This window comes from Flavobacterium sp. ST-158, from assembly GCF_058309975.1.
Map to the genome: position 1 here is coordinate 301,479 of NZ_JBZEEN010000003.1, position 22,356 is coordinate 323,834.

Genomic DNA, 22,356 nt, shown 5'->3' on the forward strand with positions numbered 1-22,356 from the left:
ATATTTTAAATTTATGTCTACTTTACTTTGTCAAACCTATTTTAATTAATTATTAACTCCAAGAAACCAGGAGAGCGAGGACCGTCAGATGAAAAGAGTTTTTTCATTTGGTCTTTTCTGCATTTTAAAATTAATGTGTCTCCGGAATAAATTTCCATTTCTTTAATTTCGTAAAAATCAGGTTTAACATGCATACTTCCTTCAAGATCATATGATTCAGAGGAATCAATTTTGATTTCGTAATCTTTTGGATTTTGTTTGTCAAATAAAAAAACCTTTTCTAAATATTCTTTTCGTTTTTTATCAACGGCATCATTATCGATTTTTATTTTAACAGTAATTGTATTTTTCGAATTATTTACAATTGACGCGACATAAAATTTATCGCAGGATATTAGCAAAAATAAAGTAAATATTAAAATGACTTTTTTATAAACATTCATAGTCTTCATTTTCGGTTTTTCGTCGTTAAAATCTCACCCAACGTTCTCGCGCTACAAGCAGTTTGGGATTAAATTAAGACCTAATTTTCGGATTTGCCAAATCTTCCAAATACAAAACCAATTTTAAATTAAGCCAATTGCCCAAATTGCTTGTAACGTGTGTTAGGCGTTGTATTTTTACTCATAAAATTATTTATAGGGATTAATTGCTACTATTGTATCTATTACTGATGAATTACAAGGTAATTTATTATAGCTGAAATATTGAATTTCTTTATAATCATTTCCATTTTCCTTACCCTTAAAACCTTTCTTTCTAATAGTAAAATTAACTTCTGGAGAATCAATATCAAATATTCTTGAACAATAGTAATCAATACTGTCAATACTTACTAGGTATCCTTTTGGAGGTGTTTTAAAATTAATCAAACTTTTCCCTTTTGAATAATCTTTTAAATCTAAATGTAGTAATCTTGACTGATAATTTTCTATTCTAATTGATTCAATAATATAATCATTAGACAAAACCTTAATAGTTTTATTTTTATAGTTTATTTCAATTTTTTCTCCTTCAAAGTAAAAACAACTTTTAAGAAAAAAAGATATGATAATCAAGAAAGCTATTTTTTTAAAGTTCATATGTTTCAGTTATTTCATATTGCTCATCCATTGTATTTATACTTTTTAATTTCCTTCCATAATTATGCATTAAATCCATTTCTCTTGAAGCTTTTTGATTGCATTTCGAGTATATAACGCCTAACTTACATATACTCGCTATAAAGTAGCGCCTATACACCCAAAATTGGGTAGATTGTCGCTAGTTTATAGCGTATTATTTTTTTCTCAAATATATAAAAATATCTTACAAAATAATTTATTTCCCATCATTTCTCTTAAGGTTTCAAGCTGTATTTCCAGTTTCTGGATATAGTCGTTTTTCCGTTGCAGTTCTTTTTTAGAGCTTATCCTGTAGGGTTTCAAAGCGGTAGGGTAGGTATTCGCCCAGCTGTGCTAGAAAATTGTGTTTCAGCACCAGACTTAGTTTCCACAAAACGACTAATTGCAGCGAATCTTTCTTAAAATAATCCCTATATAAAACCTTAAAACTCCCTTTTAGTACTAAAAAAGTATCTATAGCCTACCTAAAAAGTTCTTTTTAATACTAATAAAGTACTTATAACGAACCTAAAAACGCCTTTTTTATACCAAAAAAGTACCTATACCGAACCTAAAAACTGCTTTATGGAACAAAAAAAAGTACTTATAGCGAACCTAAAAAGTTCTTTTTAGATATAAAAAAGCCCCATTTGTTCAATGGGGCAGGAAAAATACTCAGCAACTTATTGCTGTGGTAGGTGCAATGTTATTAAGTTAAGCGAATTTTGTGTCATTTCGACAAAGGAGAAATCACATAAGGGCAGTAGCTAGTGTGATTTTTTTAAGAACAGAGTTTCTTATTTCCAACCACCGCCCAAAGCTCTATACAACTCGATATTAGCAGCTAATTGCTCTCTTTTCATGTTGGCTAATTCCAGTTCACTTTGTAATAAATTAGACTGAGCCGTCAACACTTCCAGGTATTCTGCCATTCCGTTTTTGAACAACAAATTAGAATTTTTAATGGCTTGTTGCAAGGTTTTAACGCGCTGTTGCAAAAACGATTCTTGTTGTTCTAATTTTTCCACTTTTACCAAAGCATCTGCTACTTCGCTAATGGCTACTAAAACTGATTGTCTGAAACTTAAAACCGCTTTTTCTCTTTCTACTTTTGCAATATTGTATTGCGTTCTTACTTTTTTATTGTTCAATAAAGGTTGGGTTAAACCGCCTGCAACAGTTCCAAATAAGGAAGCAGGAATGTTGAACCAACTGCTGGTTTCGAACGAATTTACGCCCCCTTGCGCTGTTATTTTTAGTGAAGGATACAAATCGGCTTTGGTAATTCCCACATTGGCATTGGCTACTTTCAACGCTAATTCGGCACTTTTTACATCCGGTCTTCTGCTTACTAACGAAGATGGAATCCCTATTGCAGTGGTGTTTTTTAATGCAATTTCACTCAAAAGAGCCGTTCTTTCTTTCGAATTTGGGAAAGAACCCGTCAAAACACTTAAAGCATTTTCCTGAATGGCAATATTTTGTTCCAATTGCGGAATCAATTGAGAAGCAATTAATTGCTGTGCTTGTGCTTGCTGAATGGCTAATGAACTTACTTGACCAGAATCGTATTTTAATTGGATAATTTTGTTGGTGCTATCATTCAATTTCAGATTTTGTTTGGCAATTTCTAATTGTGCGTCTAACATCAAAAGGTTGTAATATCCTTTGGAAACATTAGCTACAATAGTAGTTTGCAATGCTTTTTTTACTTCTTCGGATTGCAAATAACTGGCAAAAGCACCTTTTTTCTGATTGCGGATTTTTCCCCAAATATCAGCTTCCCATGAAAGTGAAGCAGCAGCCGAAAAGTCATTAATGTGTTTTTGACCTAAGGCTTGATTCAAATTCATTCCCGTAAAACTATTGTCAGAGGGATTGCTGGTACTTGCATTTACAGCCAAATTAACCTGAGGAATATTTCCCCATTTGGATTGCGTAAAACGATATTGTGCTATTTCAATGTTCTTAGTAGCAATTTGTAAATCGTTGTTTTTAGCAACCGCACTATCTATTAATTGAATGATATCTTTTTCGGTAAAGAAGTTTTTCCATTCTAAGTCTCCAATACTTGTTGTGTCATTTGAAACCGATGCATTCCTGAAATTCTCAGGAAATGCATTGGTTGGTGTTTCAATATCTTTAGAAACTTTACAAGATATCAATGTGCTAATCAAAATACTGACCATCACAATTTTGCTTATATATTTTTTCATTTTTATAGTTTATTTTTCTGAACAGAAATCATCTTTATTTTCGAGATCTTTCCAAACTTGATAGGATAAGAATCCAATACTGATGATGATTCCCATCAGTATTAGGGTGATATAATTCTCCATATTATTTTTTTTCTTCGTTGTGAATTACGGCTACTGGTTTTCCAGAAACTTTTTCTTGTAAATGTTGGAATATGATGAATAAAACAGGGATGATAAACAATCCTAGAATTACTCCTGATAGCATTCCACCCGCAGCTCCAATACTAATGGAATGATTTCCTTGAGCCGATGGACCTTTGGCACTCATCATAGGCACAAGCCCAACGACAAAGGCTAATGAGGTCATGATAATTGGTCGCAAACGCAATTTGGCTGCGTCTATTGCTGCTTTGATTAATGCCTGACCTGATTTTCGTTTTTGCACGGCAAATTCCACAATCAAGATGGCGTTTTTAGCCAATAATCCAATAAGCATTACAAGAGCTACTTGAACGTAAATGTTGTTTTCAATTCCTGTTAATCCGATGGCAGCAAAAACACCAAAGATTCCAGCTGGTATAGAGAAAATTACGGCTAATGGCAAAATGTAACTTTCGTATTGCGCTGCTAGCAAGAAATAAATGAATATCAAACACAGCAGGAATATGGTTGCTGATTGACCGCCTGAAGAAATTTCTTCTCTAGTTTGTCCCGAAAATTCAAAGGCATAACCTGCTGGCAATTGTTGTGCAGCTACTTCTTCGATGGCCTTAATCGCATCACCAGAACTAAATCCAGGAGCAGGAATAGCATTGATAGAAATAGAGTTAAACAAATTGTATCTCGAAGCGGTTTCTGAACCATAAATACGACTTAGTTTAACCAAAGTATTGATAGGAACCATTTCGCCACGATTGTTTTTTACAAAAACACGGTCAATAGACGAAGGATCGGCTCTGTCATCAATATCAGCTTGAACCACTACACGGTAGTATTTACCAAAACGGTTAAAGTCAGATGCTTGAGCGCTACCAAAATAAGCCTGCATGGTTTGCAAAATATCTTTGACTTTTACACCCAATTGATCGGCTTTTTCATCATTAATATCCAATTGCAATTGCGGATAATCGGCTTTGAAACTGGTAAAGGCAACAGCAACTTCTGGACGTTTCATTAATTCCCCAATAAAGGTTTGAGAAATTCCACTGAATTTATCCAGTTTTCCACCTGTTTTATCTTGCAACACTAAGTCCAAAGCTTCTACGTTACTAAAACCAGGTACCGTTGGGAAACTAAATACAAAGAAACTTCCGCCAGAAATAGCGCCTAATTTGCCACGAACTTGATTCATGATATCGTCAATGTTTTTGACTTCGCCACGCTCTTCGTTTGGTTTCAACAATACAAAAACAACTGCCGAAGACGGACTGGTAGAATTAGTCAATAAGTTGAAACCTGAAATAGCAGTAACGTCTCTGGAAGCATCTAATTTGCTTAAAATATTTTCAGCCTCAGTCATTACTTTTTGTGTTCCGTCTAATGAAGTCCCAGATGGCGTATTTACGGCAATGGCAATAAAACCTTGATCTTCTGTTGGGATAAATCCTGCAGGAGTGGTTTTTACCATTATGATTGTTGCAACAGTAATTAAAGCCAAACCTCCTAAACTCAACCATTTTCTACGAATTAGGAATTTTAAACCGCCAACATATCTATTAGTTAAGGAATTAAAACTGCTATTAAAAGCACTAAAGAATTTTTCTTTAAATCCTTTTTTCTCGTATGGAGCATCTTCACCTTGGGCTGTATGATTGTCTTTTAAGAACAAAGCGGCTAGGGCAGGACTTAAAGTCAAAGCGTTAACTGCCGAAATTACAATGGCAATAGCCATAGTAAAAGCAAACTGACGGTAGAAAACTCCCGTAGAACCTTCCATAAAACCAACAGGCAAGAATACCGCTGCCATTACTAACGTAATCGAAATAATAGCACCTGTAATCTCGTGCATCGCTTCGTGAGTAGCTACTTTTGGAGACAAATGTTTGTGTTCCATCTTGGCATGCACGGCTTCGACTACCACAATCGCATCATCGACCACAATACCAATGGCTAAGATTAGAGCGAATAAGGTTAATAAGTTAATCGAAAATCCGAATAACTGCATGAAAAAGAAGGTTCCTAAAATAGCTACCGGGACAGCAATGGCTGGAATTAAAGTAGATCTAAAATCTTGCAAGAAGATAAATACCACGATAAATACCAATATAAAAGCTTCTAGCAAAGTATGTTTTACCTGATCAATAGATTGGTCTAGAGAAACTTTTGTACTATAAAAAATATTCTTTTTGATGCCAGCCGGAAAGTTTTTGGCTTGTTTTTCCATCAATTGATTAATAGCAATCTGAATATCATTTGAATTAGAACCTGCCAACTGAATAACACCAATAACCACTCCCTTTTTACCATTCAAACGCGTTAAACTGTTATAAGAGTAAGCACCAAGTTCTACTCTGGCAACATCTTTTAAGCGAAGGATAGAACCATCAGCATTGGAACGAATGGCAATATTTTGATAGTCTTCAGGTTTGGTTAATTTTCCTTTGTATTTGATTACGTATTCAAAAACTTCTTTGCTGCGTTCTCCAAATTTCCCAGGAGCAGCTTCCAAACTTTTGTCTTGAATAGCTGCCATCACTTCATTTGGCGTCACATTATGAGTAGCCATTTGCGTTGGATTCAACCAAACTCGCATCGAATAATCTTTTACACCTCCAAAAATACTGGCAGAACCAACTCCCGGAATACGTTTGATTTCAGGGATAATATTAATCTGAGCATAATTGGCAACAAAAGTCTGATCGTATTTGGCTTCGTCATCGGTATACATACCAATCGCCATGATGAAACTATTTTGTTGTTTGGCGGTGATAACACCTTGTTGCACTACTTCGGTAGGCAATTGACTGGTAGCTTGTGCGACTCTATTTTGAACGTTAACTGCTGCTTGGTCGGCATCAGTGCCTAGTTTAAAGAAAACGGTAATTGCTAAAGTTCCATCATTACTGGCGGTAGAACTCATGTAAGTCATGTTTTCTACTCCATTTATGGATTCTTCTAGTGATGGAGCAACTGAACGTAAAACCGTTTCTGCATTTGCTCCTGGATAAACTGCTGTTACCAAAACCGATGGCGGAGCAATGTCAGGGAACTGTTGTAAAGGCAATTTGCTAAGTCCAAGTACACCTAATATCACCAATAAAATGGAGATTACGGTTGCCAGTACAGGCCTTTGTATAAATATTTTGAACATTTTCTGAGAAATTATTTTTTGTTAATTAATTGTGCCACTGCTGGTTTGGTTTTTTCAGGTTGAATTTCCTGACCTTCTTGAAGTTTGTCAATTCCACTCAAGACAATTTGGTCTCCCGATTGTACACCATCTTTGATTAGGTAATTAGTTCCGGTTTTTCCAATAATGCTGATAGGCATCTTACTTACTTTATTGTCTTTACTAACCGTGAAAACAAAAACTTTATCCTGCATTTCAATAGTTGCTGATTGCGGAATTAAAATGGCATCGTCGTGTTGAATCCCTAAGTGAATTTTTCCTGTGTTACCAGAACGAAGCGCTCCATTTTTGTTTGGGAAAGTCGCTCTTAAAGTGATAGCACCAGTGTTTTTATCAAATTGACCATCAATCATATCAATTTTTCCAAGTTGTGTATACGGATTGTTATCGGCTAGGATTAAAGAAACTGGTGGTAGATTTTTGATTTTGTCTCCAATAGTGCTTCCCACATATTGCGCTTTGAAGTTGATGAAATCTGTTTCGCTTAAGGAAAAATAAGCAAATACTTCGTGCACATCGGAAAGGTTTGTTAAAGGTTCGATGTCAGATGCTGAAACTAAACTTCCTTGTTTTTTAGGTAATCTTCCTATGTAACCGCTAACTGGCGCTGTTACGTTAGTATATCCTAAATTAATTCTTGCCGAAGCTACCATTGCTTTGGCTTGTTCAATATTGGCAGCTGCAATTTTTTTTGATGCTTTAGCTGTTTGTAATTGATAATCAGAAACTACTTTGTTTTGTACTAAAGGAGTTAGTTTGTCTACTTCTAATTGGGCGTTAATTAAAGCCGCTTCAGCAGCATGAAGATTAGCTAAAGCATTGTTTAATTGCTCACGAAAAGGACGCTCGTTAATTTTAAAAAGTGTTTGTCCTTTAGTAACATAGGCTCCTTCGTCAACATATACTTTTTCAAGATTACCACTTACTTGTGGGCGAATTTCAACATCTACTGTTCCTTGTATCGAAGCCGGATATTCAACATCTGTAACGGCATTTGTGTTTTGTATAGTAAGCACTGGAAGGAGTGGGGCTGCAGCTATTGGAGCTTGTTGTTTATCAGCACAGCTAATTAAAAAAATAGCTATTAAACTTAATAGTGTAACTTTTTTCATAATTGGGTTTTGATTTAAATGGATGTTTGCTATTGTATTTGTTTTTGGAATAATCGTTTCAGAATTCATGCTGTTTATAATTAAAGTTAATGGTTTTGCGATAGCGTTAATTCTGAAATAAACGTTTCAGAATCAATGCTGTAATTTAAAAATAGGTATGCGTATTATATATTTTTATCTGAAATAAACGTTTCAGAATTAAGTTTAAAAAAAAGGCTTATTTAAATATGTTTTTAATCAGAAATTCTGACATTTTTTTTATTTTGATTGGATTTTCATGAAGAATGTACGATTGCTTCCATCCTGTAAAAGAAGTAGCAATGTATTCAGCCATCAAAGCCGCATCTTCTGAGTCATCCATTTCGCCATCATCCATAGCTCTTTGTACTACTGTGGCTAAAAATGCGATAAAAATATCGTTGTTTTTGCTCATTTGATTTCTAACGGTGCAATCATCTGTAGCTACTTCAAAACTGGTTTTCATTCCTAGACATCCTTTATCGCTAGAAATTATCCAGTCTGCTTTGTCGTTTATAATAGTAATCAACGCTTCTTTGGCCGATTTATGTTTGGCAACTTTTTCTTTTATTTCGATCATTGCATTATCAAAATAATTACCAATACATTTCATAAACAGTTGATGCTTATCACCAATTGTGTTGTATAAGCTACTTCTGTTGATCTGCATAGCATCCACAAGGTCTTGCATTGAAGTAGCATTATATCCTTTTTCAGAAAAGACATTCATTGCTTTTTCAATTTTTTCAACTTCGTTAAATTCTACACAGCGAGCCATAAGATTTTAATTTCACTTTGCAAATGTAAAAACTTTTTTTGAAACAAGCGTTTCAGAATTGATTTTTTTCAATTTTTATTTGAAAATCATTTTTAGTAGCAGACAGATTTTTGATATTAATGTTGAAATTGTAAAAAAAATCTCGGTAATTATATAAATGTTTTTTATCTAAAATCAATATCTTCACGGTGTAAATGACGATTAGAAATTTAATTATTGAAATTTGAAAAAGGGAGCTAAAATTATTTTAAGAGTTATACTGTTTTTAATAGCGCTTTTTTTTATACTTGTTATTGCGTTACAACTCTCTTTTGTACAAAATTTTGTAAAAGATAAGGCTGTTACCTATTTAGAAGGCAAGATTAAGACCAAAGTAGTAATAGGAACTATTGAAATTGGTCTGCCAAAAAAAATTATTCTGAATGATTTTTATTTTGAAGATCAAGCCAAGGACACTTTGCTGGCTGGTAAATCGTTGAAAATAGATATTAGCCTTTTTGAATTGCTAAATAACAAGGTCCAAATTAATTCGATTGATTTAGAAAAAATCACGGCTAACATTAAAATCAATAAAGATTCGGTTTATAATTTTGATTATATCATTAAAGCTTTTGCAAGTCCAGACAAACCGAAAACAGATGATAAAGCGATGGAAATTTCTATTAAAGAAATCAATCTAGATGCGATTCGATTTTCTTATGAAGATGCCGTTGCCAATAATAGAATCAAGTTGTTTCTTAATCATTTTGATACTAAAATGGACCAATTTGATTTGGATAATTTAGCTTTTGATATTCCTGAAATCAATTTAAAAGGATTGAAAGTCAACTTCAATCAAGGTCATGTTGAAGCAAGTAAAATTGCAACAGACAAGATTCAAAAACAAGCTCAAACAACTAGCTTAAAATTAAACTTAAAAGACATTAATTTAGAAAATATTGATGTCACTTATAAAGACGCTATAACTAAGTTGGATACCAAAATCCAGTTCGAAAAATTACAAACTGAAGTCAAAACAATCGATTTGGAAAAACAAATTGTGGATGTGAAATCGGTTGAATTAAACAAAACAAACGGTTATTTTACTTTAGTACAATCAGAAAAGAAGGAAGTGAAAACGGAAGAGAAATCTTCAGGTTTAGCTTGGAAAATAAATGCCGATAAAATTCTAATTGATAACCTGAATTTTACGTTCGATAATAACAATGCTATAAAAATCACTAGCGGAATAGATTACAATCACTTGAAATTGAGTGATTTGTTTTTTAAAGGAAATTCAATTGCGGTTAATGAAAATGGGTATAATGGAACTATTGATTCCTTTAATTTCAAAGAAAAAAGTGGTTTTCAATTGGACGAATTATCTACCACATTCCATTATACAGACAAAGGAGTTTCGTTGAAAGAATTATTACTAAAAACACCTCAAACTACTTTGCAAAACAGGGTTTCAGTTTCTTATCCTTCTATTGAATCGATTAGTAAAAATCCAGAAAATTTAACTTTAGACACTAATTTAAAAGATAGTAAAATAAGTTTTAAAGATGTTTTATTATTTGTTCCACAATTAAAATCAAATGACATTTTTAAAAATTATCCCAATGCAATTGTTGATTTCAACGCTGTTGTACAAGGAAAAATGAACAATTTAAAAATTGACCAATTCCATGCTGCTGGATTAGGAAATACCAAAATAGATGTGAAAGGAACTATCAAAGGTTTACCGAATGTGGATAAAAGTTTCTTTGACTTAAAGATTCTGAATTTGGAAAGCACATCAAAAGATGTTTATGCTTTTACACCTAAAAATACGATTCCAAATACGCTTCAGTTACCTGAAAAATTCAATGTAAAAGGAGATTTTAAAGGAAGTATTGCTGTATTTCAAACGAATTTAGATTTAAAAAGTTCTTTTGGAAATGCTGTTGTAGAAGCTACATTTGACCAAAGCAGAAAAAACAACGAGAAATACATTGCAGATGCTAGCGTGGTGAATTTTGATGTTGGAAAATTAATTAAAAACAAGAAAGTAGGGAAAGTAACAGCCAATGCTAAAGTAAATGGAAGAAATTTAGATCCAGCAACGGCTACAGCAACACTGACTTCTAAAATTATAAAAGTACATTTTAGCGATTACGATTATAAGAACATCAATCTTAGCGGAAACATTATGAACGGAATTTTTGAAGCAAATGCCAATGCTACTGATCCTAATTTGACTTTTAATTTAGCGGCCAAAGGATCATCAAAACCTGAGAAACCAAGCTTAGATTTAAAACTGAATTTGGATATTATAGATTTAAATAAATTGAATCTTCATGCTGGTCCATTAAAATTGAGAGGTGATGTTGTGGCTAATTTTGATGATTTGAATCCCGATAATCTCAACGGAACAATCGATGCTAATAATTTTACTATTGCTTTAGAAAAAGAACAATTTTCACTAGACACCATCAGTCTTAAAGCAATTTCTACCGCTGAGAAAGATTCTATTATTCTAAAGTCGCAATTTGTAAAAGGATTGGTTTCAGGAAATTATAAACTTTCCACAATTGGGGAGCAATTGATGAATTCTATTTCTAGATATTATCAAATAGATAAAAAATACGCGAAGAGTAAAGAGAATCAACATTTGGATTTCCAATTCGTGATTAAAGACCATGCAATTACAAAAAAAATAGTACCTGAAATCCAAGAATTGTCTGAAATCACGATTGATGGGAAATACAATTCAGCCAATGATACTATTGTAGTAAATGCTTCCATTCCTCAATTAATTTATGCCAATAATCAAATTTCAAATGGTGTTTTGAAAATGAATACCCAAGACGATGCTTTGCTTTATAATTTGTCTTTAGGTACTATAAAAAACAGTCAATTTGAGATTCCTAAAACGTCATTAATTGGTAAAATAGAAAAGAATACGGTTGATTATGAATTGAATATAAAAGATTTAGAAAATAAAGATAAGTATGTCATTAATGGAGTTTTCAAAGATAGTTTGGGAGCTTCGGTGATTCATTTCAATCCAGAAAAGCTTCTTTTAAATTATGAAAATTGGACAATTGCTCCAGAGAACGCCATTAAATTAGAAGAAAAAGGACTTTTGATTTCCAAATTTGAAATTCAAAATGGAGGACAAGTTTTTGCCATTCAATCCGAAAAAGAAGTGGCTAACGCACCAATTGCTGTTGATTTTAAAAATTTCAAATTAGAAACCTTAAGTAATATAGCCAAATCCAATTTTGAAGTGGGTGGTGTCATAAACGGAAAAACAACGCTTACTGATGTAACTAATAATCCATTGTTTATTGCCGATTTGAATATTGATGATTTTAGAGTCAAAAATGATACTATTGGGAATTTAGTTGTAAAAGTAGATAATAAAACGACCAATTTATACAGCGCCAATGTAGCATTAACTGGTTTTGGTAATCAAGTAAATATTACAGGGAACTATAATGTTAGTGGTGAAAGCTTGGACTTTATTGCAGATGTAGAAAAACTCCAAATGAAGTCAGTACAGGCATTTTCGTTGGATAATTTAAAAGAAAGTGAAGGTTATTTAAACGGTAAATTAAATATCAAGGGGCAGGCTTCTAATCCCAATATAGATGGAAGTATGAATTTTAATTCGGTTGCTTTTAAGGTTACTAAATTAAATTCAAAATTTAAATTAAGTAACGACGCTATCGTTTTCAATACAGATAAAATCATTTTTAAAGACTTTAAACTTCAGGATGAAAAAGAAAATCCTTTAACCATAAATGGGACTATAAATACGCAAGATTATACTAATGTAGGTTTTGATTTGAACTTGGTTGCTAAAAATTTCAGAGCGGTAAATTCAAAAGCCAAAGACAATCATTTGTTCTATGGAGAATTGTATTTGGATAATAATTTAGCCATCAAAGGAACCTTAAATAATCCCATTGTAAATGGTAATGTAAAGATTAATGAAGATACCAAATTCACAATTGTTTTGCCACAAAGTGATCCTTCTATTGCTGATAGAGAAGGAATAGTAGAATTTGTAGATGAAGATCAACCTGTTTTAATTGCTGTTGAAGATCCAACTAAGGAACTCACACAAACGGAAATAAAAGGAATTGATGCTTCAGTAAATATTGTAGTCGATAAAAAAGCTGAAATTTCTATTATTATAGATGAATCTAATGGTGATTATTTAAAATTACAGGGTGATGCCCAATTAACAGGGGGAATTGATCCTTCGGGAAAAACAACATTGACAGGAAAATATGAGTTTACAGGCGGTTCCTATGAAATGAATTTTAATTTAATTAAACGAAAATTCGAAATTCAACCTGAAAGTTATATTCTTTGGACAGGTGAACCTACAACAGCCAATATCAACATAACGGCAGTGTACAAAGTAGATGCTTCTCCGTTAGATTTGGTAGATGATCAATTGGCAGGAATAACAGCAGAAGCAAGAAATACCTACAAACAAAGAATTCCCTTTGAAACTAATTTGATCATGAAAGGGGAATTGTTGCAACCCGAAATTAGTTTTGATATTGTTTTACCAGAAGGTAATAATAGTGTTTCTACCGAAATTATCAATACTACTCAAGCTAAATTAGAACAAATAAGACGTGATGAAGATGCTCTTAATAAACAAGTTTTTGCGTTGTTGTTATTGAATCGTTTTATAGGTGATAATCCTTTTGAAAGTGAAGCTGGAGGTACAAGCGGAAGTTATTTAGCAAAACAAAGTGTGAGCAAAATTTTGTCGCAACAGCTGAATAATTTAGCTGGAGATTTAATCAAAGGTTTTGAGTTGGATTTTGATTTGCAGGCTTCGGAAGATTTTACTTCTGGTCAAAGACAGGAAAGAACTGATTTGAATGTGGGGCTTTCCAAACAATTATTCAACGACAGATTAAAGGTTACTGTGGGAAGTAGTTTTGGCGTGGAAGGAGCACAGCAACAAAACGAACAAGCGACTAATATTGCAGGAGATGTTACAGCCGATTATTTAATTACTAAAGATGGTCGTTATAAATTTAGAGCTTATAGAAAAAATAATTATCAGGTGGCATTACAAGGTCAAGTAATTGAAACAGGGGTCGCTTTTATAATTACCATGAATTATAATAAATTTAAAGAGTTGTTCCAGAAAAAGGGCAAAGGCTATAGAAAAAAACAAAGAAAAGATGAGAATTAAGAATTACATAAAACTACTTTTTTCAGCAAGCTTACTCTTGGGTTGTAGTGGAACCAGTAAAATTCCAGAAGGAGATTTATTGTATATTGGACATACTCTAAAAATTGAAAAAGGGCAAGAAAGCAAAAAAAGTAGAAAAGCAATTAAATCCGAATTAGATGAATTGATTCGTCCGAAACCAAACAAATCCATTTTTGGCATGCGTCCGGGTATTTTTTTTTACAACTTAGCTGGTGAAGTAAAGAAAGACAAAGGTTTTAAATATTGGATTAAATATAAATTAGGTGCCGAACCTGTATTAATGAGTAAGGTCAATTTAGCATATAATGAAAAACTGATTCAAAATTATGTCGAGAATAAAGGTTTTTTTAATGCCGTTTCTAAATCAGATTCTATTAAAAAAGGCAAAAAAGCAAAAGCCAATTACTCCGTTAAATTGAACACCCAATATAAAATCAAATCAGTTCATTTTCCGAAGGATTCTATTCTTTTAGCAAAAGAAATTAATATGCTTCAAGAAAATAGTATTTTAAAAGTAGGGAATGCCTATAATTTAGAGGATATAAAAAACGAACGTTCACGAATAGATGCTAGATTAAAAGAACGTGGTTTTTATTATTTTAATGAAGATTATCTTTTGATTAAAGTAGATAGCACCGTGGCGAATCATGAAGTCGATTTGCGCTTGACCATAAAAAATAATATACCAGCAAAAGCTAAAAACCAATATAAAATAAACAATATCAATGTTTATCCAAGTTATAATTTAAGGAGAGATACTATTGCAAACAGAAAACAGGATACTGTTAGTTACAAGGATATTACTATAATAGACAACAAACCTGTTTTTAAACCTTTTATTTTTGATAAGACTCTATTGTTTCATAAAGGAGATTTTTACAATAGAACAACACATAATTTATCATTGAATAGATTGATTACTCTGGGGACATTTAAGTTTGTAAAAAACGAATTTAAAGAAAGTGTTTCCGACAAAAATCAATTGGATGTGTACTATTATTTAACGCCATTGCCTAAAAAATCAATTCAAGTAGAAGCTTTAGCTAAAACCAATTCGGCTAATTATTCAGGAACGGAATTAAATATTAATTGGAGCAATCGAAATTTATTAAAAGGAGCTGAACTATTAAATATATCAGCATTTACGGGAATAGAAGTTCAGGTTTCGGGTCAAAATAACGGGTTTAATGTGTATCGTTTTGGTGGAGAAGCCAGTTTGGTTTTTCCTCGATTTATTGCACCAATCCAAATGAGTTCGGGTAGTGGGTATGTTCCTAAAACCAAAGTGTCTTTAAGTTATGAATACCAACTAAGAACCCAATTATATTCCTTAAAAACCTTCAATGGATCGTTTGGTTATTTATGGAAAGAAAATGAAAGAAAAGAACATAATCTTAGTTTGCTAAATATAGCTTATACTTCCCCAAATAATGTAACAGACTTGTATCAATCTCAAATTGATGCCAATCCATCATTACAAAAAGTGATAGATAAGCAACTTATTTTTGGAACAAATTATTCCTATACCTACACCAATACGATGTTGAAAAACAAAAAAAACAACATTTATTTTAAAGGCGGAATTGATTTGTCGGGGAATTCATTGGGTTTAATTTTGGGAGCTAAGGATTATAACAATCCTAAAAGTTTATTAGGTGTTCCTTTTAGTCAATATTCTAAATTAGAAGCTGAATTTCGTCATTATTATAATTTTAATAAAGAAACTACATTGGCTAGTAGAATTATTGTTGGTGCTGGAATACCTTATGGAAATTCTAAAGAGTTGCCTTTTATCAAACAATTTTTCATTGGAGGAACCAGCAGTATTCGTGCTTTTAGAGCAAGATCTATTGGTCCAGGAACTTTTGATGGAAGTACGGTAACCGATAATTCCTTTTTACCAGATCAATCGGGCGATTTAAAATTAGAACTTAGTACAGAATTGCGAACTCAAATTTACAAATTAGTAAAAGGAGCCGTTTTTGTTGATGCAGGGAATATTTGGTTGTTGAATAAAAACACTGAAAAACCTGGAGCCGAATTTACTGGGCAATTTTTAAATCAATTGGCTGTAGGTGCTGGTTTAGGTTTGCGTTTTGACTTTAATTTTTTAGTACTTAGAACTGATTTAGCATTTCCGTTGCGAAAACCGTATTTACCAAAAGGCACGGAATGGGTTATTGACGATATTAACTTTTCAAGTGGCTCTTGGCGAAAAGAGAATTTAATATTCAATCTGGCTATTGGTTACCCGTTTTAAAATCAAATGATTATGTGTTTTTAGGTAATTATATTAATCGTTATTATGTAAGATAAATCTAAAATATTATAATTTAAAAAAAGATAAAAAAACATAACTTTATTGTACACCTTAAATATAAAGTTATGCTTAAAAAAATACATAAACGAGACGAAATCTCTTTAGGAGCTCCTTCTTTTATAAATAGTATAAAAGAAGAAAGTATTGGCTTTTTTATGCATATGGCTAATGCTACCGAATACTTAAAATTGGTATTTAAAAATTTCTTTACTAAGAGATTTGAGTTTCAAGAATTTCTAAAACAATGTTACCAAATGGGTAACAAATCGGTTGGGTTAATTTCGGTTACAGGTATTATCATTGGGTTAGTTTTAACCATTCAATCCCGACCGCCTTTGGTTCAATTTGGCGCTGTAGCCATGTTACCGGGTATGGTTGCTATTTCAATTGTTAGAGAAATGGGGCCTGTAATTACAGCGTTAATTTGTGCTGGGAAAATAGGTTCTAGTATAGGAGCAGAATTGGGTTCTATGCGAGTAAATGAACAGATAGATGCTATGGAAGTGTCTAATACTTATCCCATTAATTTTTTAGTTATTCCCAGAGTTTTTGCTGCCATTGTAATGATTCCGTTACTGACGTTGTATGCCGATGCTATTGGGATTTTTGGTAGTTGGTTAGGAATTAATATCAAAGAAGACATGAGTTTGCGATTGTTTATTAATCAAGCTTTTACCGACTTGGATTTTATGGATATTATTCCTGCCGTAATTAAATCTTTCTTTTTTGGAGCTGTTATTGGTTTGGTAGGTTGTTACAAAGGCTATAATGCTGGTCGTGGTACTGAAAGTGTTGGAGTTGCAGCTAATTCGGCTGTGGTAACGGCTTCCTTATTATTAATCATTGTAGACTTAATTGCTGTACAAATAACCGATTTATTATAATGGAAAAGCTAGAAAACAAAGTGGTTGTTGAGATTCAAAATCTGGAAAAGAGTTTTGGAGATTTGAAAGTGCTTGATGGAATCACACTGCAACTTCACGAGAAAGAAAACTTAGTAGTTTTAGGAAAATCGGGTTCAGGGAAATCAGTTTTGATTAAATGCATTGTGAGTCTTTTACAACATGATAAAGGGAGTATTACTGTTGGGAAACATGAATTGACGGATATTAGTGATGAGGAATTAATTAAAGTACGCCGAAAAATAGGTTTTCTTTTTCAAGGTGCCGCACTTTATGATTCGATGACAGTACGAGAAAATTTGACATTTGCTCTTTCAAGACTCAAAGAAAAATTTTCGAAACAAGAAATTGATGATAAAATTATTGAAGCATTGGAAAATGTAAGTTTACCCGATGCTATTGATAAAATGCCATCTGAATTATCAGGAGGTATGAAAAAAAGAATAGGTTTAGCCAGAACATTAGTGGTACATCCTGACATTATTTTATATGATGAACCCACCACTGGTTTGGATCCAATTACTTCTAATGAAATAAGCGATTTGATAAACGAAACCAAAGAAAAATTCAATAACGCCTCCATAATTATTACGCATGATATAAATTGTGTTAAAACGGTAGCAGACAGAATTATAATGATAAAAGACGGAAAAGTTTATAAAGAAGGCAATTTGCAAGAATTTATTAATGACAAGGATCAATACATACAATCATTTTTTAAATAAAAAATCATGGAAACAACTACTCAAACATATAAAATTAAACTGGGGATTTTTGTATCTTTAGGAATAGCGATATTATTTCTAATTATTTTTTTTATTGGAAGTAATCAAAATTTATTTAGTCCCAAATTTAAAATTTACACTAATTTCAGTAATGTAAGTGGATTACAAGTTGGGGCACAGGTTCGTTTCTCTGGAATTTCGGTAGGTACTGTGGAAAATATTGCCATTGTCAACGATTCTACAGTTAATGTTGGAGCGGTAATGGACAAAGACGTTCAGAAATTTATAAAAAAGGATAGTAAAGCTTCCATTACTTCAGAAGGAGTGATTGGGAATAAAATTCTAACTATTTCACAAGGAAGTACCAATTTACCTCAAGTTAAAGATGGTGCTACAATTACTTCGTTTGAACCTTTAGAATTTGATGACATTATGTCTTCGGTTAAAATAACGGCCGAAAATGCAGAGGTAATCACTGGCGAATTGGCTCTTTTGTTTAATAATATTAATAATGGAAAGGGAACTATCGGGAAACTGATGACTGATAAGGAAATGGCTAAAGATTTAGACAAAACAATGGAAAATTTAAGAAAAAGTTCCAAAGGTTTAAATGAAAATATGGAAGCGGCAAAACATAATTTTTTGCTAAGAGGTTATTTTAATAAAAAAGAAAGAGAGAAAGAAAAACAAGAAAAAGAAGCTCAAAAAGAAGCAGAAAAACAGGCTAAAGAAGCTAAAAGTAAGCTGTAAGCAATTTTGTTAAACCTTAAAATTTTCCATTGCTATGAGTAATAGTATTAATTCAAAAGTAATCAGTCAAATCTTCATCCTTTTATTAATTATTTTGTTGGGAGGAATGATTTTTTGGAAAATGATTCCTTATTCTTCAGGTGTACTCGGAGCAATTACCTTATATGTTTTGCTAAAAGGGAGTATGACCAAATTAGTAAAAAGGGGATGGAATCCTAATGCAGCAGCAGGTTCTCTTATGCTTTTCTCTTTTATTTCAATTTTACTTCCTGTTGTGGGGGCTTTACTTATGCTGGGGAATAAAATTGGAAAGGCAACTCAGAATTCTGAAAAGCTTATAAAAGTGGTTAAAACACATCTAAAAGATTGGGAGCATTCTTTAGGGTTTAGCATCACGGATCAAATCGATACTGCTTCTATTTCTAGCGGAATAACCAATAGTGTTAGTAATATTTTGGGAGGTACACTGGATACATTTATAGCTATTTCTATAATGTATTTCATATTATTTTATATGCTTATTAATAAAAAGCAACTGCGGGAAGGTTTGGTAGCATACATTCCATTGAAAAATGAAAATATAGAAACACTGGGAACGACAATAGATGCTATGGTGCGTTCCAATTCTTTAGGAATTCCATTGGTCGCTATTGCTCAGGGTTTTGTAGCCTTAATAGGGTTTTTGTTATTTGGTGTCGAAAGTCCCTTTTTTTGGGCAGTTGTGGTAACTATTGGCTCCATGATTCCTTTTATTGGAAGTTTTTTAGGCACCATTCCTGTTTTTATACTGGCAATGTCCAATGGAAATGAATTTCAAGCTTGGGGTGTTTTGTTATATGGGATAGTGATTGTTGGGACTACAGATAATATTATTCGTCTATATGTATTAAAAAAAATGGACGATGTACATCCTTTAATTACGCTAATCGGAGTTATAATAGGGATTCCTCTTTTTGGTTTTATCGGTTTAGTTTTTGGTCCGCTATTGATTAGTTTGTTCTTATTAGTAGTACATATTTACAAGAAAGAATTTTCAAAAAAAGTAAAAAATATGGAATGATTTTTTAATAAATATAGTTTTCAAAATTATAATAGTTTACAAAATGGATTGGAATGTTATTTTAATGTTTTTAGTACTATTGACAACAATAGTGTTGTTTGTCTTTGAGATATTTTCTATTGACAAAATAGCATTTTTCATTATTGTGTCCTTAATTTTATTGGGATTAGTTACACCAGAAGAGGGGGTGAGTGGTTTTTCAAATAGTGCTACAATTGCTGTATTGGCTTTAATGATTTTAGCCATTGCTATGGAAGAAAATGGTGTTATACATTGGTTAACTTCCAGCATGGGAAAAGTAAAGTCAATGCCCATTTATGTTATGGCACCTATTTTTATGTTTGTTACGGCAGGTATTTCGGCTTTTATTAGTACAACTGCTGTAGTGATTGTATTTATCAAAATTGTCAATCAACTTTCTGAAAAATACAATATTTCACAATCTAAATTACTTTTACCTATTTCCTTTGCAGGTATACTAGGAGGTTCTTGTACTTTGATGGGAACATCGACTAATTTAATTGTTAATTCGGTTGCCAAAAATCTAGGTGCAGAAAGAATAACATTTTTCGAGTTCTCGGGATTGGGAATTGTATTCTTGGTTGTAGCAATTGTTTTTTTGACGCTAATATTGCGTTGGCTTCCATGGGATAATACAAAAAGTCTTCAGAAAGATTATCAAATAAACGAATACTTTACTAAGGTTCGTATCAATCCAGAGTCGCCATTAATTGGAAAAAAAATTCAGGATAGTTTTTTATTTGAAAATGAGAATGTTTCATTATTACAGATTATTAGAAAAAATCTGGTCCATAATACGCCAGGAAAGTATATCACTTTAAAAGAAGGAGACGAATTACTTTTGATGTGTAATATTAAAAGCCTGACATTTATAAAAAATTCGAAAGACTTGTCTGTATGTGATGAACGTAGTCTGGAAAACTCAAATCAAGAAGAAGAAAAAAGCAGCGATAGAGAGCAGTTGCCAACTGAAATGGAAACTACTGTTTTTGTGGAACTTTTAATGCTTCCTGGAGCCACTTTGCTAGGTAAAACATTAGGTAATCTAAGCCGTTTTATGATGCAAGATATTATTCCATTGGCCATTAAAAAAAGAAAGAATTTTATAAATATAAAAGAAAAATTAGTTGGAAGCACTAAAAATCATTTGGTTTTAGATGCTGGCGATCAACTTTTAGTTGAAATAGCTAAAGCACAACTTCCAGTTCTTCAATCCATGGAAAATATAGTGGTATTGCAAGAATATGATACAGTTGATAAAAAATCAAATTTTGAAAAATATTTTTCATTAGCAGTATTAATCGGAGTAATTGCCTTAGCTGCATCAGGATTGTTGTCTATTATGGTTAGTGCATTAACTGGAGTTTGCATTTTGTTGTTGACTAAAAATCTAGATTTAAATTCGGTTTATAAAAAAATAAATTGGCAAATTTTTTTCTTGTTGGCAGGTATGATGCCTTTGGGCTTTGCCATGCACAATACAGGAACTGATATTTGGATTTCCGAAAAATTATTAGGCTTTCTAGGCGGTCAACCTACTTATATCATTATCGGGACATTGTTTTTAGTCACTATGTTATTGAGTGGAGTAGTAAGTAATAATGCTACGGCTATTATTATGACTCCCATTGCAATGTCTGTAGCGCATGATATGAATTTGGAATTCAAGCCTTTTATTCTAACTATTATGTTTGCGGCCAATTTTAGTTTTTATACTCCAATGGGCTATCAAACCAACACTATTATTTATGGTATTGGGAATTATAATTTTAAACACTTTTTGCTAATTGGAGGAATATTGAGTGTTATGTTATGGGTATTGGCAACTTTTTTATTAACAAGGATGATATAAAAGAAATTATGGAAGCTAATTTTCAAATAGAAGAAACTTTAAATCAATTATGGGATAAAGTAGGAGGTTGGTTGAATGCCTTCATCTTAAAGTTACCCAATTTTGTGATGGCAATTGTGATCATGTTGCTGTTTTATTTTATGGCTCAAAGTATTAAAAGATTTTTAAGGAAATTTTTACTGCATCGTATTGCGCAAAAATCCATACAGAGTATTACAGCAAAAATTGCTTTTATAGCGATACTGTTAATAGGTTTTTTTATCTCTCTCAGTGTGTTAGGACTCAATAAAGTTTTAACCAGTGTATTAGCAGGAGCAGGGGTTTTAGGATTAGCTATTGGATTAGCATTGCAGGGAACATTGAGTAATACTTTTGGCGGGGTAGTTTTATCATTTATGCATAAAATTAGAATAAACGATTATATCGAAACGGGAGAAGTGAAAGGATTTGTTTCGGAAATAACATTGCGAAATGTGGTATTAAGACAAACAGATAATAATTATGTAATTGTTCCTAATTCAAAATTTGTAGACAATTATTTTACCAATTATTCTATAAGTACCCGAAGCAGAATTGTGGTAAAATGCTGTGTAAGCTATGATAGTGATCTTCAAAAAGTAGAAGATTTAGTAGTACAAATTATAAGTGAAAATTTTAAAAGAAATGAAGGCGAAAATGTCGAGTTTTTCTTTACGGAATTTGGCGATTATGCTATCAAATTTATGTGTCGATTTTGGATTGATATGGTAAAAATTAAAGAAGAACACCATGCCAGACATAAAGCAATAAAACTGATAAAGAGTCATTTTGATGCTGAAGGAATCAAAATTCCTTACCCAATTCATACAATAGAATTTGGACAAAAATCTTCAGATTTACCAAAAGACACCAATAATTAGAAAACATCAATCACAATCAATAGAGACTTGCTCAAGAATTTAAAAATGAAAGAATAGTTA

Annotated in this window: 14 protein-coding genes; 8 read left to right on the forward strand and 6 right to left on the reverse strand. The window is 32.3% G+C overall.

Annotated elements, in window-relative coordinates:
• Positions 1–41: 41 nt before the first annotated feature.
• The 6 genes from AC4FRF_RS07170 to AC4FRF_RS07195 form a co-directional block, all read right to left on the reverse strand.
• On the reverse strand, positions 42–443 hold the full coding sequence (locus tag AC4FRF_RS07170; RefSeq protein WP_491158806.1) for a hypothetical protein: 402 nt from the start codon (positions 441–443) through the stop codon (positions 42–44).
• A gap of 189 nt (positions 444–632) precedes the next feature.
• Entirely contained in the window at positions 633–1,082 is a 450-nt protein-coding gene (locus tag AC4FRF_RS07175; protein ID WP_491158807.1) for a hypothetical protein, read from the reverse strand.
• A gap of 818 nt (positions 1,083–1,900) precedes the next feature.
• Positions 1,901–3,319, reverse strand: coding sequence for a TolC family protein (locus AC4FRF_RS07180; RefSeq protein ID WP_491158808.1), 1,419 nt, complete (start codon positions 3,317–3,319; stop codon positions 1,901–1,903).
• A 124-nt stretch (positions 3,320–3,443) separates the two neighbouring features.
• Positions 3,444–6,611, reverse strand: a complete 3,168-nt coding sequence (locus tag AC4FRF_RS07185) for an efflux RND transporter permease subunit (protein ID WP_491158809.1) — start codon at positions 6,609–6,611, stop codon at positions 3,444–3,446.
• 11 nt (positions 6,612–6,622) lie between these two features.
• On the reverse strand, positions 6,623–7,762 hold the full coding sequence (locus AC4FRF_RS07190) for an efflux RND transporter periplasmic adaptor subunit (protein WP_491158810.1): 1,140 nt from the start codon (positions 7,760–7,762) through the stop codon (positions 6,623–6,625).
• Between the two features lie 217 nt (positions 7,763–7,979).
• On the reverse strand, positions 7,980–8,558 hold the full coding sequence (locus AC4FRF_RS07195) for a TetR/AcrR family transcriptional regulator (protein ID WP_491158811.1): 579 nt from the start codon (positions 8,556–8,558) through the stop codon (positions 7,980–7,982).
• Between the two features lie 223 nt (positions 8,559–8,781).
• On the opposite strand from AC4FRF_RS07195, the gene AC4FRF_RS07200 reads away from it, so the two are divergent.
• The 8 genes from AC4FRF_RS07200 (at position 8,782) to AC4FRF_RS07235 (ending at position 22,296) form a co-directional block, all read left to right on the forward strand.
• Entirely contained in the window at positions 8,782–13,746 is a 4,965-nt protein-coding gene (locus tag AC4FRF_RS07200; RefSeq protein WP_491158812.1) for a translocation/assembly module TamB domain-containing protein, read from the forward strand.
• Positions 13,736–16,027 carry a translocation and assembly module lipoprotein TamL gene (gene tamL, locus AC4FRF_RS07205; RefSeq protein WP_491158813.1) on the forward strand — a complete coding sequence of 764 codons (2,292 nt, stop codon included), beginning with the start codon at positions 13,736–13,738 and terminating at the stop codon, positions 16,025–16,027. The genes AC4FRF_RS07200 and tamL overlap by 11 nt, the downstream gene beginning before the upstream one ends.
• Before the next feature lie 125 nt (positions 16,028–16,152).
• On the forward strand, positions 16,153–16,971 hold the full coding sequence (locus AC4FRF_RS07210; protein ID WP_491158814.1) for an MlaE family ABC transporter permease: 819 nt from the start codon (positions 16,153–16,155) through the stop codon (positions 16,969–16,971).
• Positions 16,971–17,714 (forward strand): ABC transporter ATP-binding protein, encoded by a 744-nt coding sequence (locus tag AC4FRF_RS07215; RefSeq protein ID WP_491158816.1) that lies wholly within the window; start codon positions 16,971–16,973, stop codon positions 17,712–17,714. Before AC4FRF_RS07210 ends, AC4FRF_RS07215 begins: the two co-directional genes overlap by 1 nt.
• A 6-nt stretch (positions 17,715–17,720) precedes the next feature.
• A complete protein-coding gene (locus AC4FRF_RS07220; protein ID WP_491158817.1) occupies positions 17,721–18,464 on the forward strand; it encodes an MlaD family protein in 744 nt (247 codons plus the stop codon).
• Positions 18,465–18,498: 34 nt separating this feature from the next.
• Positions 18,499–19,524 (forward strand): AI-2E family transporter, encoded by a 1,026-nt coding sequence (locus tag AC4FRF_RS07225; protein ID WP_491158818.1) that lies wholly within the window; start codon positions 18,499–18,501, stop codon positions 19,522–19,524.
• A gap of 43 nt (positions 19,525–19,567) precedes the next feature.
• Positions 19,568–21,397, forward strand: coding sequence for an SLC13 family permease (locus AC4FRF_RS07230; protein ID WP_491158819.1), 1,830 nt, complete (start codon positions 19,568–19,570; stop codon positions 21,395–21,397).
• 8 nt (positions 21,398–21,405) lie between these two features.
• Positions 21,406–22,296, forward strand: coding sequence for a mechanosensitive ion channel family protein (locus tag AC4FRF_RS07235; protein ID WP_491158820.1), 891 nt, complete (start codon positions 21,406–21,408; stop codon positions 22,294–22,296).
• Positions 22,297–22,356: the final 60 nt, after the last annotated feature.